9 protein-coding genes are annotated in these 13,457 nt (G+C 69.6%); 5 read left to right on the top strand and 4 right to left on the bottom strand.

Annotation, left to right across the window (positions count from 1 at the left end; genetic code table 11):
• Positions 1–31: 31 nt before the first annotated feature.
• Positions 32–1,186, top strand: a complete 1,155-nt coding sequence (locus RM540_RS00340; protein ID WP_311661130.1) for a glycosyltransferase family 4 protein — start codon at positions 32–34, stop codon at positions 1,184–1,186.
• Positions 1,183–2,352 (top strand): glycosyltransferase, encoded by a 1,170-nt coding sequence (locus RM540_RS00335; RefSeq protein WP_311661129.1) that lies wholly within the window; start codon positions 1,183–1,185, stop codon positions 2,350–2,352. Before RM540_RS00340 ends, RM540_RS00335 begins: the two co-directional genes overlap by 4 nt.
• A gap of 52 nt (positions 2,353–2,404) precedes the next feature.
• Here RM540_RS00335 and RM540_RS00330 read toward each other — a convergent pair whose 3' ends face one another.
• Positions 2,405–4,981, bottom strand: a complete 2,577-nt coding sequence (locus RM540_RS00330; protein WP_311661128.1) for an efflux RND transporter permease subunit — start codon at positions 4,979–4,981, stop codon at positions 2,405–2,407.
• A 94-nt stretch (positions 4,982–5,075) separates the two neighbouring features.
• Between RM540_RS00330 and RM540_RS00325 the strand changes: the two genes are divergently transcribed.
• Positions 5,076–5,489, top strand: coding sequence for a MaoC family dehydratase (locus RM540_RS00325; protein WP_311661127.1), 414 nt, complete (start codon positions 5,076–5,078; stop codon positions 5,487–5,489).
• 97 nt (positions 5,490–5,586) lie between these two features.
• Here the strand turns inward: RM540_RS00325 and RM540_RS00320 are convergent, their stop codons facing one another.
• Together RM540_RS00320 and recF are read right to left on the bottom strand one after the other, a co-directional pair.
• Positions 5,587–7,074, bottom strand: a complete 1,488-nt coding sequence (locus RM540_RS00320) for a M48 family metalloprotease (RefSeq protein ID WP_311661126.1) — start codon at positions 7,072–7,074, stop codon at positions 5,587–5,589.
• A 5-nt stretch (positions 7,075–7,079) separates the two neighbouring features.
• A complete protein-coding gene (gene recF / locus RM540_RS00315) occupies positions 7,080–8,237 on the bottom strand; it encodes a DNA replication/repair protein RecF (protein WP_311661125.1) in 1,158 nt (385 codons plus the stop codon).
• An 88-nt stretch (positions 8,238–8,325) separates the two neighbouring features.
• Here recF and murQ point away from each other — a divergent pair, with 88 nt between their 5' ends.
• Positions 8,326–9,276 carry an N-acetylmuramic acid 6-phosphate etherase gene (gene murQ / locus RM540_RS00310; RefSeq protein ID WP_311661124.1) on the top strand — a complete coding sequence of 317 codons (951 nt, stop codon included), beginning with the start codon at positions 8,326–8,328 and terminating at the stop codon, positions 9,274–9,276.
• 292 nt (positions 9,277–9,568) lie between these two features.
• Positions 9,569–12,967, top strand: a complete 3,399-nt coding sequence (gene mfd, locus RM540_RS00305) for a transcription-repair coupling factor (protein ID WP_311661123.1) — start codon at positions 9,569–9,571, stop codon at positions 12,965–12,967.
• Here the strand turns inward: mfd and RM540_RS00300 are convergent.
• Positions 12,958–13,401, bottom strand: coding sequence for a DoxX family protein (locus RM540_RS00300; protein WP_311661122.1), 444 nt, complete (start codon positions 13,399–13,401; stop codon positions 12,958–12,960). The genes mfd and RM540_RS00300 overlap by 10 nt on opposite strands.
• Between the last annotated feature and the right edge of the window lie 56 nt (positions 13,402–13,457).

The raw sequence follows: 13,457 nt of genomic DNA, 5'->3' as shown, positions 1-13,457 counted from the left end.
TAGCCCCCTCCCCCACCCCGCCCTCGCGTCCGTGCCCACCCCGCCCGATCCCCTCCGGGTCGCCCTGTTCACGGGCAACTACAACCACATCGAGGACGGCGTCTCGCGGACGCTCGGGCGGCTCGTCGGGTACCTGGAGGAGCAGGGGCACTCGGTCCTCGTGGTCGGGCCGACGGTCCCAGATCCGCCCCTGACGCAGCCGGGGGAGTTTGTGGAGGCGCCGTCGGTGCCGTTTTTCAACCGGGCCGAGTACCGGCTGGCGACGGGATTTCCGCGTTCTCTCCGCGCCCGCGTCGAAGCCTTCAGGCCAGACCTTGTTCACGTCGCGTCGCCGGATGTGCTGGGTCACCGTGCGGTGACGTGGGGGCGGAAGCACGGGCTCCCCGTCGTTTCGACGTACCACACGCACTTCCCCGCGTACCTGGGCTACTGGGGACCGACGTGGCTGGAGCCGGTCTCGTGGGCCGTCGCCCGTGGGTTTTACGGCCGCTGCAACGAGGTCTACGTCCCGACGCCGACGTTGCTCGAGGAGCTGCGGTCGCACGGCATCCAGACGACGTTCCGCCTGTGGCCGCGGGGGATCGAACTCGACCGCTTTTCGCCAGCTTACCGATCCGATGCGTGGCGGGCGGGGCGGGGGTTTGAGCCGTCGGATGTGGTCGTTTCGTTCGTCAGCCGTCTGGTCAAGGAAAAAGGAATCGACGTGTACGTCGAGGTCGTCCGCCGATTGCAAGCGAGCGGCGCGCCGGTGCGCGCGCTCGTCGTCGGGGATGGCCCGGAGCGCGCATCGCTCGAAGCCCGCCTGCCGGGCGCCGTGTTCACCGGGCACCTGGGCGGGGTGGAGCTAGCGACGGCTTACGCCTCGTCCGACGTGTTCCTCTTCCCCAGCGAGACCGAAACGTTCGGGAACGTGACGCTGGAAGCGATGGCGTCCGGCCTCGCCGTCGTCTGCGCGGACGCGGCGGGCAGCCGGAGCCTAGTGACCGACGGCGTGACGGGCCTCCTGTGCCCGCCCCGTAACGCGGACGCGTTCGAGGCCGCCGTCCGCCGCCTCCTCGACCGCCCCGCCCTCCGCGCTGATTTGGGCGGGGCGGCGCGAGACGCCGCCGGCGACTACAGCTGGCCCACGGTCCTCGCGACGATGGAGGACTATTACCGAGGCGTGCTCGCCTCCACGTCTCGATGACCGTTTGCGACCTGACCCACGCCTACCACGAGACGAGCGGGGGCATCCGCACCTACATCGATGCCAAGCGCCGGTACGTGCTGGAGAACACGGACCACACGCACGTCCTCGTGGTCCCGGGGAGCGAGGACCGGGTGGAGCGGGGCGAGCGGTGGGCGACCTACTGGATCAAGAGCCCCCTCATCCCCGGCGCGGCGCCGTACCGCTTCTTGCTGCGTCGCGGCGCCATGGTTGAGGCGCTGGGGGCCGCTCGCCCCGACGTCGTCGAGCTGAACAGCCTGTACCGCGAGCCATCGGCCGCGTTCGAGTACCGGCGGCGCCACCCGGGTGCGGTCGTCTCTGGGTACTACTTCACCGACCTCCCGAGTGCCTACGTCCGCCCCGCCGCCGAGGCCGTAGCGGGGCAATGGGCGGCGGGGCACGCCGAGCGGTGGGCCGAGCGCTATGTCCGCTCCACATTCGACCACTGCAACCTCGTCTGCGCTCCGTCTCCTGCCCAGGCCGAGCGGCTCACGCGGATCGGCGTCGAGGACGTTCACATCGTCGTTCCCGGCGTGGACCTGGAGACGTTCCACCCCGCCCGCGCCTCCAACACAGTGCGCGCCGACCTGAGCGTGCCGGGCGGGGCGGTCTTCGCGGTCTACGTCGGCCGCCTCGACTCGGAAAAGCGGACGGCGACGATGGTCGAGGCGGTCCGCCTGGCGAACGAGACGGCGCCGGTCGTCCTCGTCCTCGCCGGCAACGGCCCCCACCGCCCCGCCCTCGAAGAAGCCCAGGCCGAGGGCGCCGCCATCCGCGTCCTCCCGTACCAGGACAACCGCGACCAGCTCGCGCGCCTCCTCGCCTCCGCCGACGTCTACCTCACGGCCGGACCGCATGAGACGTTCGGCCTGTCGGTCGTCGAGGCGCAGGCGTGCGGCTTGCCCGTCGTCGGCGTCGAGGCCGGCGCGCTCGTCGAGCGCGTCCCCCCCACCGTCGGGCGGCTCGGCCCCGTGGACGACGCCGCGGCCATGGCGGCGAACCTGCTCTGGGTAGCTGCCCGACGCGACGCGCTCGGACCCGCCGCCCGCCGCCATGTCGAGGAGCAGTTCTCGTGGGCCGCCTCGTTCGAGACGCTGTTCGCGCTGTACCGAGAGGCGCTCGGTCGCCCCGCCCCGCCCGCTTAAGGGGCCAAGCGCCGCCCCGCCCTCGTAGCGCCTCGCGGGCGGGGTGGCAGCTTTACTTCGTGCTCTCCGAGGGGGCGTGAAGCTTGAACACGGGGTGGCGGAGCGCGTCGGGGTCGCCCACGTCGTGTCGCTTCCGGCGCGGGCGGGGCTCGAGCCAGCGGTTGTCCTCGGCGACCTGGAGCAGGGCGGGGAAAAAGGCGAGCGTCGCTACGAGCGTCGTCCCGATCCCGACGACAGCGAGGACGCCGATCGACCGGAGGCCGGGGTGGTTCGAGACGAGGAGCCCACCGAAGCCGATCAGGTTTGTAAGCGCCCCCATCGTCACGTGCTCGCCCGTCGAGCGGAGCACGCGGCGGATCGAGCCCCGCCCCTCCTCGCGGTAGCGGTGCGTCAGGTGGACCCCGCCGTCGTTCCCGATCCCGAGTACCGTGGGCAGGACGACGAGGTTGTAGAACGTGAGCTGCACGTCGAGCAAGACCATCGCGCCCAGCATCCACACCAGCCCCACCGCGAGCGGGGTGACAGCGACGAGCGTCCACCGCAGCGACCGGAACGACACGAAGACGAGCACGAAGACGAGCACGAAGGTCACGCCCACCATCAGCTGGCTCTCCTCCTGCATCAGCTTCAACATGTCGGCCGCGACCAGCTGCGTCGACGCCGCGAAAAACTCCCCGCCGTCGGGCGTCGTCACCTGGCCAATCAGTTCGCCAAAGCGGATCGACCGCCGGCCGTCCGACAGCTTTCCTCGGGGGAACACGATGACGAAGTTGCCCACCGTCCCCTCTCGCGTCATAAACGGCCGCGTGATAAACGCGGGGACGCTGTCGAGCGGAATGGGCGTGGTGGCCGAAGCCGCTTCACGAAGCCGCTGGATCTGCCCCGTCGTGTCGGCCGCGAGGAACGGGTCCTGAAGGACCTCCCGGACTTCTGCCAGCCGGTCCAGCTTCCGCCGTGTCGTCTCAGGGTCGGTGGGGAACCGCTCCTGGAGGCTCTCGACGGCCAGGATCATCGAGTCGCGCTCTGCGAGCCGCTTGAGCGCCGCCGTTACGGAGCGGACGTCCTGCGGGTCATCGAGGAGGATATACGCTGGGTTCCGGCGCTCGCTCTGCCCAAGTGCCGGCGTCAAGGCCTGGGCTCGCCGCTCGTAGTCGGGGTACTCCGGCTCCAGGTTCGAGAAGTTGTACTCGAACCGCACGTCGGGCACCGCCAGTACGCAAAGAGCCGTAATGCCTAGACACACCGAGACAACCGTCCGGGAAAAGGGGAACCGGACGTCGGGCTCGTATGCCGACGCCTCGCCCCGCGAGCGCAGGTTGAGAGCCCCCACACGCTCGGCGATGCTGAGGAGGGCGGGGAGGACGAAGAGCATCGAGATCAGCGCGAACACGATGCCCATGCCCCCGATGAGCCCGAACTCGCTGAACCCCCGGAAGTCCGCGATTTGGAGCACGAACAGGGCAAACGCCGTCGTAAAGGCCGAAACAGCGATGCCCTGCCCCGTGCTCACGAACGTCTCCTCGACGGCGTCCGAGACACCCCGCCCCGCCCCACGCTCTTCGGCATACCGAGCGTAAAAGTGGATGCCATAGTCGATCCCGAGCCCGAACAAGACCAACCCGAGCGTCGACGTCATCAGGTTGAGCGTCCCGAACGCAGCCCCCGCCACGCCCGCCGTCCAGCTCAGGCTGATCAGCAAGGGAACCGTGAGGAGGAGCGCCGTGACCGGCGTCCGCAGCAGCTCGACCGCGACGACGCGCCATACGAGCCTCCCCCCCGTCCGCGCTTGAACCGATTTGTAGAGGAAATACAGGACGACCGTTAGAACCACCGCGAGCACGCCGCCGCCGAACGAGTTCTGGACGTCCGACGTGATCGACCGGACCTCGACCGCCTGCTTCAGGATCTGCCCCGCCGGCGTCACCACCATCTCCGGGTGGTACCGCCCCGGCTGCATGCGGATGACGAGTTCGTCTACGTCGGCGTAGAGTTGCTCGACGAACCCGATGTCCGTCTTCGAGCCCGTCGGGTAGAACCGGACGACGAGCGTCGTCGAGTCCGGGCTCATCGTGTACTCCGTCAGCGCGAGTTGCGCGAGGTCAGCCCGAAGCTCGTCCTGCTCTTGTTGACGCTGTTGCTGAAAGGCGTCTGCCTCGTCACCAAACAGGTCCATCCGCAGCGGATCCGTGGTAGACCGTACCTGGGACGCCGTCTGGCGGAGGAAGTCTTCGAGGCGGTCGAGCTCATCGAAGGTGGCGAAGTACAGCGCGTTCTCCGTCACGAACCGCACGTCTCGGCGGAAGTCGTACCGCGAGAAGTAGGGGTCTCCAGATACCCCCTGGAGCTCCATCATTCGGGGGATAAAGTCTTCGGCGAACGCCAGGTTCGCCTCGAAGTCTGGGCTCGTGATCGCCACGTCGACGGTCGTCTCGGCACCCACCGCCTGCTGCAGCTTGTTCAGCGCCTGGACGCTGTCAAAGTCCGGCGGCAGCAGCGTCGCAATGTTCGTATCAATCCGCAGCTTGACCGCCTGACTCACGCCCAGGGCGACAAACGCAAACGCGACGACCAAGACCGTCAGCGGGTGCCGTACGATCCATCGGGGAATGATGCGGAGTCTCTCGTTCAACGCTGCGGGGGCGTGGGGGGGAGGAGCAAGCGTAGTCTAGGAACAGACGGCGGCGGGCCGTTTCACGTGAAACCAAACCTCTTTCGTCCCCCTGATGCCCAACACATACGACTCGCTAACGGTCGGCGACACCTTTTCGTGGTCCCGCACCGTCACGATGCAAGACGTGCAGACGTTTGCAGACGTGACCGGCGACGACAACCCGATCCACATCGACGAGGAGGCTGGAAAAGCCAGCCGGTTTGGACAGCCCGTCGTGCACGGCGTCTACGTCCTGGGACTGGCGTCGAAGGTGCTCGGCCGTGACTTTCCTGGGCCGGGCTCGATCGCGGTCTCGCTGTCCGCCAAGTTTCTCCGCCCCGTCCCCGTTGGCGCCGAGGTCACGATCGAAGTCAAAGTGGCGGAAAAGATCGAGCGCCACCGCCACGTCCGCATCCGGCTCTACGCCTACGTCGGCGGCGAGATGTGCCTGGGCGGGGAGGCCGTCGTGATCCCGCCCGACGCGTGACCGCCCCGCCCACGACGTGGGGCGGGGCGGGGATCGCACGCTGCGGCCGAGTTGCCCCCACCCCGCCCCTGTCGCTCGGGCGGGGTGGGGGCATTCACTAGGACGGGAGCTTGACGGAGCGGCCGCTGGGGATCGTCTCGTCCAGCGTCACCTGGTTCATAATGGCCACCTCCTCCGCGGTGAACCCCGGGGGGAGCGTCCGGCCCCGGAGCATCGACCGCAGCGTCGTCGGGCGCTGGACCGTCGTGACCTCCAAGCGGGAGGGCTGGCGGTTCAGGTACCGCTGGTTGGTCAGCCGCTCGAAGCTGTCTGCGACGGACCGGAACGTCCGCGCGTACTGGCGTAGCCCGTCGGGCGACGTGATTCCCAGGATCTGATACACGTTCCCACCAAACTCTACGAACGTCGCTGAAAACCCGACGGCACCCTGCTGCTGCTGGGCTTGCCCTTCGACACGGAACGCCTGTCCCGCGCCTACGGACACCGGCCCGCTCCCCGACACCTGAACGCCTTGCTGGCGCGCAAACGCTTCGGCCGCCGCTCGCGCAGACGGCTCCTGCGCGAGTGAGAGCTGGATCAACGCCTGCCCGTTCGGCTCGCCAATTAGGAAGGCGGCCGGCGAGTTCTGCGTCTGCCACCCGCTCGGGAATGAAAGCTGAAACCGGAGGTCCGGGTGGTAGAACGTGTTTCCCTCGACGAACCCCTGCCGCGGGTCTTCGCCGACGACGATCCCCTCGATCTCCCGGAGGTACGGCACCGCGTCGACTGTCGTCCCCTGCGGGTCGTACTGGGCGGCCAGTTCGGGGATCGTCTGCGCCCGCTCGCCCGGGTTCGGGTGCGTAGAGAGGAAGTTGGGCAGCGCGCCCCCCGACTGCTCGCCCAGACGCTGGAGCGCACGGAAAAAGCCCGCCGCCTGCGTCGCGTCGTACCCCGCGTACTCGGCGTAGGCGACGCCCGCACGGTCCGCCTCGCGCTCAGCGCCCCGCCCGTACTTGAGCGTCAGGAGCTGCGTCGCCTGGCTGCCGTAGTTGAGGATGCCTTCGGCGATGTCCCCGCCACCGACCACCCCGCCCACGACGGCGGCGCCGAGCAGTCCGAGCTGGTTGAGCTGGGACCGCGCCGCCTGTTCGGACGAGTGCCGCGCCAGCACGTGACCGATCTCGTGTCCGAGAACGACGGCCAGCTGCGCCTCGTTCTCGAGGTGCGACAGGAGCCCGCGCGTCACGTAGATGTACCCGCCGGGGAGCGCGAAGGCGTTGACGACGGGCGAGTCGAGCACCCGGAAGTGGAACGGCGTGTTGCGGACTTCGACCGGTGTGTTGGCGTCCGTGTACGCGCTCGTCTGGAGCACCTCCTGTCCAATCCGCTCGACGTAGGCGTTCAGGGCGGGGTTGTCGTAGAGGCCGAACTGGGCCGTGATCTGCTGGTCCGACTGCCGCCCCAACTCGACCTCCTGCTCCCAGGTGTAGGCGCCCCGTTGGGACTCGCCCGTCACGTAGTTGGTGTTGGCCGTCCCGCACCCCGCGAGAAGGACGAGAAGGAGGAGGGCGGGGCGGGGCAACCGGCGGAGTCGGGAAGGGCGCATAAGAGTCAAGGCGAGGGAGCGAGGGTAGAGTAGACGGAGCCCTGTTCCACGTGAAACAGCGCGTGCGCGTCCGTTTCGAATGAGAGCAGGGACTCGAAGGGGTCGAGGGACGCTGCTGTAATGAACGACTGCCCCACGTCCCCCGACGCGAGAAGGTCGAGGACGAGCCGTGTGCGGTCGGGGTCGAGCGGGCCGAACACGTCGTCAAGGAGGAGGAGCGGGCGTTCGTCGGACGCCTCGTGGAGGTACAACGCCTGGCCGACACGGACGGCGAGGGCGAACGTCCGGTGCTGGCCGTGCGATCCGAACGCGCGGAGGTCGTGGCCTCCGACGCGGAAGTCGACCTCATCAAGATGTGGGCCAACGGTCGTGCGGCCCGTCTCGCGGCTCCGCGCCCGCGTCCGGTTCAGCGCCCGGCGCAACGCGTCCTCCGCCCCGCCCGATTCCTCCGCCCCGCCCTCGTCCGGCGCGACCGACGGCACGTACGTCATGGTGAGAGGCTCGCCCGGCTCCCCGAGGCGCGCGTAAGCGTCGGCGAGGTAGCGCTCGAACTCCTGCACGAAGGCGGAGCGGCGCGACACGATCCGCCCGCCCGACACGGCGATCTCCTCGTCCCACGCGTCGAGCGTGCCCGGCGGGAGCGCGCGGCCGCGGCGGACCTGCTGGAGCAACGCGTTCCGCTGCCGGAGCGCTCGTCGGTAGCGGACGAGGTCGTCGAGGTAGACCGGATACGCCTGGCTGAGCGTAGCGTCAAGGAACCGGCGCCGCTCGGACGGTCCACCCGCCGTCAGCTCGTGGTCCGCCGGCGACAGGATCACGACGGGCGTCCGTCCGACGAGGTCGACGAGGCGGTCGAGCGGCGCCTTGTTGATGAACGCGCGCTTGCCCTCGCCGGGGACGACCGCGACCCGGGCGTGGAACCCAGAGCGGACGTCTCCCTCGATGTCGGCCTCGACGTCGAAGTGAGCGGCGCCCCGCCGCACGACGTGCGCGTCACGAGCGGCGAGGAAGCTCTTCCCCAGGCAGAGGTAGCTGATCGCCTCGAGCAGGTTGGTCTTTCCCGCCCCGTTCGGCCCGACGATCAGGTTGACGCCGGGGGCGGGGTGGAGCTCGGTCTGCGCGTGGGCGCGGAAGTCGGCGAGTCGAAGGCGCGTAAGGTGCACGGGGGCGGGGCGGGGCACCCGTCGTACCGACAGATCAGAACGCGGTTCGACGGCGTAGGCCGCCCCTCTCCCCCACCCCGCCCCGCTCATGCCCACCCCGCCCGCCACCGGACAGGCGCTGTTCGACCAACTCAAAAGCCTCACGACCGAGAAACGAAACCCGCGCACCTTCGGGATCGACACCGCTCCGCTCGCCGACGTGCTCCAGATGCTCCACGAGGAGGACCAGCGGGCCGTCGACGCCGTGACGCCCGAGCTGCCCTACGTGGCGCAGGCGGTCGAGATCGTCGAAGAGGCGTTCCGCTCGGGCGGGCGCCTGTTCTACGTCGGCGCCGGGACGAGCGGGCGGCTCGGCGTACTCGACGCCGCCGAGTGCCCGCCCACGTTCGGGACCCCGCCCGAGCTCGTGCAGGGCCTGATCGCCGGCGGGCGCGAGGCGATGTTCGAAGCGCAGGAGGGCGCCGAAGACAAAGAAGAGAACGGCGCCGAGGCGGTAGACGCTGCCGGCGTGACGAGCCGCGACGTGGTCTGCGGCATCGCCGCGAGCCGGCGGACGCCCTACGTGGTCGGCGCCGTCGCCCGGGCGCGCGAGATCGGCGCGCGGACGCTGTTCGTCACGTGCAACCCCCGCAGCCAGTTCACGCTCGACGTGGACGTCGCCATCTGCCCCGACGTCGGCCCGGAGCCCATCATGGGCTCGACGCGCATGAAGAGCGGGACGGCGACGAAGCTGGTCCTCAACATGCTCTCGACGGCTACCATGATCCGTCTGGGGAAGGTCTACGAGAACATGATGGTCGATCTCCAGATGACCAACCAGAAGCTCGTCGAGCGCTCCAAAAAGATCGTGATGGCGGCAACCGGCGTCGGCTACGACGAGGCGGCCGAAGCGCTCGGCGCCGCAGACGGCCACGTGAAAACCGCCCTCGTCATGCTCCTCGCCGACGTGGACGCGGACGAGGCACGCGACCGGATCGAGCGGGGCGGCGGGTTCGTGCGCCACGCCATCGCAGACGAGGCGGCGGAGAGCGGGGCGTGAGGCCACCCCGCCCCGCCCCTGCTGGACGGGCGGGGTGGGCAGCGCCATGAACCGCCCCGCCTGGCGCTCCCCCCGCGTTCTTCCCATCGCTCCGCTCAGGGGAAGAACGCTGTCCCCCTCACGCGTGACGGGGGGAGCCGCGCCACCGCCCCGCCCTCGCTCGGCGGGCGGGGCGGGGCGGCCCCTCCCCTTTTCGTGCAGACTCAGCCGGGCGCACGAACCAGAGCGCGGGCGGGGCGGTTGTCTCCCCTCCTCCACCCCGCCCGGGCGCCACGCGTGCCGGGCCGACCGCATGCCCACGACGCTCACCGACCTCCGCGCCCGGCTCTCGGCCCTCCCCTTTTTCGAGCGCGTCCGCGACGAGGTTGACGGCCTCACGCCGGGCGACTCGCTCCGCCTCAAGGGGACAGTCGGCTCGCTGCCCGCCTTCGTCCTGGCCGACCTGCTGGACGAGACCGGCGGCCCGGTCGTCGCCCTGCTCGCCGAGAGCGAGAGCGCGGACTACCTCCGCTCCGACCTGGAGCAGCTGTTGGGCGGGGTGGAGCGCGTCCTGTTCCTCCCGCCGACCGGGCAGGACCCGTACGACCCCGAGCAGCTCAGCGACACGCTCCCGCTCGTCCAGCGCGCCGACGCGCTCGGCCGCCTCCGCGACGGCTTCGACGGCCTTCTGGTCACGAGCGTCGAGGCCATCTCCGAGCTCGTGCCGCTCCCCGAGACCGTCTCCGACGAGACGCTGACGATCCGCGTGGGCGACACCGCCCCGCCCGAGGAGCTCATGGACCGCCTGAGCGGGCAGGGCTTCCAGCCCGTCGAGTTCGTGAGCGAGCCCGGCGAGCTGGCGCTCCGCGGCGGCATCCTCGACGTGTACCCGTTCGCCGGCGGCTACCCGGTGCGCCTGGAGTTTTTCGGCGACGAGGTCGACCAGATCCGCGAGTTCGACCCGCAGTCGCAGCGGTCGATCACGCGGCTGGAGTCGACGCGGCTCGTGCCCAACCTGGACGCCGAGCGGTACGCCGAAGCGGGCCACGTCACGCCGCTCGACTACCTCCCCGCCCAGACGCCGCTGGCGCTGTTCGACGCGCAGCGGCTCGTCGAGAAGGCGCAGGAGCTGTACGACGCGGCGGCCGAAGCGTACACCGAACGCGTCGACGCGCTCGACGAGGACGAGGAGCCGCCCACCCCGCCCGAGACGCAGTATCTCGCGGGCGGGGCGCTCTCGGCGCTCATCACAACCCGCCCCGCCCTCCTCTTCGGCACGTTCTCGGGCGAAGGCGACCGGACGCTGGAGCTCGCGGCGACGCCGCAGCCGTCGTACAACGGCGACCTCGGCCGCCTCCGCGACGACATCGACGGGCGGGGCGGAACGGATTATGTCGTGCTCTGCGACAGCGCATCACAGAAAAACCGGCTGTGGGAGCTGCTCGGCGGCGATCTGGAAACGGGCAAGCCGCCCAAGGCGGATCTCCTGGTCGAGTCGCTTCACGAGGGGTTTGAGGTGCCCGCGGCCGGCCTAGCCGTCTACACCGACCACCAGCTGTTCAACCGCTACCACCGGCCCACGTCGCGGAAAAAGGCGAAGGCGCGGGGTGGTCTGTCGCTCCGCGAGGTCAAGGCGCTCCGCCCCGGCGACTTCGTGGTCCACGTGGACTACGGGATCGGCAAGTTCGCGGGGATGCAGACGATCACGGTGCGAGAGCAGAAGCAGGAGGCGGTCCGGCTCCTCTTCAAAGGCGGCGACGAGCTCTTCGTCAACGTGGCGGCGCTCCACAAGCTGCACAAGTACACCGGCAAGGAAGGCCACCAGCCCAAGCTGACCAAGCTGGGAACGGGCGCCTGGGACCGCCTCAAGGCGCGGACCAAGAAGCGCGTCAAGGACATCGCCCGCGACCTCATCAAGATCTACGCGAAGCGGCGCGCCTCGCAGGGCTTCGCCTTCAAGGGCGACACGATCTGGCAGCGCGAGCTCGAAGCCGCCTTCGAGTTCGACGAGACGCCCGACCAGGCAGCGGCCATTGACGCGATCAAGGAGGACATGCAGCAGCCGATCCCGATGGACCGCCTCGTCTGCGGCGACGTCGGGTTCGGCAAGACCGAGGTGGCCGTCCGCGCCGCGTTCAAGGCGGTCCAGGAGGGGAAGCAGGTGGCCGTCGTGGTGCCGACGACGGTCCTCGCGAGGCAGCACACCGAGACGTTCACGAAGCGCATGGGCCGCTTCCCTATCCGCATCGCCCAACTGAGCCGGTTCGTCACGCCGGCCGAGCAGAAGGAGGTGGTCGCCAAGCTAAAGACGGGCGAGGTCGACGTTGTGATCGGTACGCAGCGGGTGCTCTCGAAAGACATCGAGTTCAAGGACCTCGGCCTGCTCGTCGTGGACGAGGAGCAGCGGTTCGGCGTGGGCTCCAAGGAAAAGCTCCGCAAGCTCCGCCCCAACGTCGACACGCTCACGCTGACCGCCACGCCGATCCCGCGCACGCTCCAGTTCTCGCTGCTCGGCGCCCGCGACCTGTCGCTCATCCAGACGCCGCCGCAGAACCGGCAGCCGGTCACGACTGAGATCCACACGTTCAACCGCGACCTCATCCGCGACGCCGTCCTCTACGAGGTCGGGCGGGGTGGTCAGGTGTTCTTTATCCACAACCGCGTGCAGACGATCGACGAGATGGCGGCCATCATCCGCTCGCTCGTCCCCGACGTACGCATTCGGACGGCGCACGGGCAGATGTCGCCGTCGGAGCTCGAAAAGGCCATGCTCGGGTTCATGGACCGCGAGTACGACGTCCTCGTCTGCACCAACATCGTCGAGAGCGGGCTCGACGTGTCGAACGCCAACACCATCATCATCGACCACGCCGAGCGCCACGGGCTGGCCGACCTCCACCAGCTGCGCGGGCGGGTTGGCCGCAACGACCAGCGGGCGTTCTGCTACCTGCTCGTCCCCAGCGTCCACAGCCTGACCAAAGAGGCGCGGCAGCGGCTCCAGGCCGTCGAGGAGTTTTCGGACCTGGGCGCTGGGTTCAACCTGTCCATGCGCGACCTCGACATCCGCGGGGCCGGCAACATGCTCGGCGCCGAGCAGTCAGGGTTTATCGAGGACGTCGGCTTCGAGACGTACCACAAAATCCTGGACGAGGCCGTGCAGGAGCTTCGCGCCGACGAGTTCGCCGAGGTCTTCGCCGATCAGGACACTGCCCCGCCCCCGCCCGAGCCCACGGTCGATGTGGACGACGACGTGTTCATCCCCCAAGACTACGTCACGAACCCGGTCGAGCGGCTCAACCTGTACCGCCGAATCGCCGACGTCGAGACGGACGAAGCGGTCGCTGAGTTCAAGGCCGAGCTCGAAGACCGCTTCGGCCCCGCCCCGCCCGAGGTTGGCACGCTGCTGGGGCTGGCCGCCATGCGCCCGCTCGCCATGCGGCTGCGGCTGCCGCGCGTGGTGTGGAAAAACGAGCGCCTGTTCCTGACGGTCCCGGAGCCGAAAGACGACCCGTACTTCCACACGAAGGTGTTCGACCGTTTCCTCCAGGCCCTCAACGGCCTGGGCCGGCGCTACGCCATGAAGGACAGCCGCTCGGGCAAGCTCCGCGCAATCGTCCAGGACGTGTCAACGCTCGCCGACGCACGCGAGGTGCTGGAGACGTTGGCCGCAGCTGTCGAGGCCACCGCCCCGCCCGAGCCAGCTCAGGTGTAGGTGTAGCTCGGGTTCCGCCGGCGGATCGCCGTGTCGACCGCGTACCGCCCCGCCCCCATGACGGCGAACGCGAGGCCGACGACGAGATAGAGGAGGGCGAGTTCGCGGTCCGTGAACGCGTCCCCCGCGTGCCGTCCGAACGCGGCGACGCCGAGCGTGAAGGCGACGAAGAGCCCAGCGGGCCGCGTAAGGAGGCCGACGGCAAGCAAGAGGCCGCCGACGAACTCGGCCAGGCCCGCCGCCCATGCGAACAGGGTCGGGAGCGGAAAGCCGATCGCGGCGACGCCGTCTACGAACCCTGGGGAGGGCGGGAGCTTCCCCAGGCCGTGCGCGAACGCGAGCGTGAGGCCGAACCCGAGCCGGATCAGCAGGAGGCCGAGGTCGGTCAGGCGCGACGTGGTGCCGGTGCCGAACAGGAGGGAGCGGAACGTCATAGGGCGGGGCGGTGCACGCGCTCCCTACGCCGCCCCGCCCCGCCGGTTCGCGCGGG

Origin of the sequence: Rubrivirga litoralis (assembly GCF_031846415.1) — a bacterium.
Taxonomy (GTDB): domain Bacteria; phylum Bacteroidota; class Rhodothermia; order Rhodothermales; family Rubricoccaceae; genus Rubrivirga; species Rubrivirga litoralis.
Note: the sequence above shows the minus strand (reverse complement) of the source record. Positions and strands in the feature narration are given on the sequence as shown.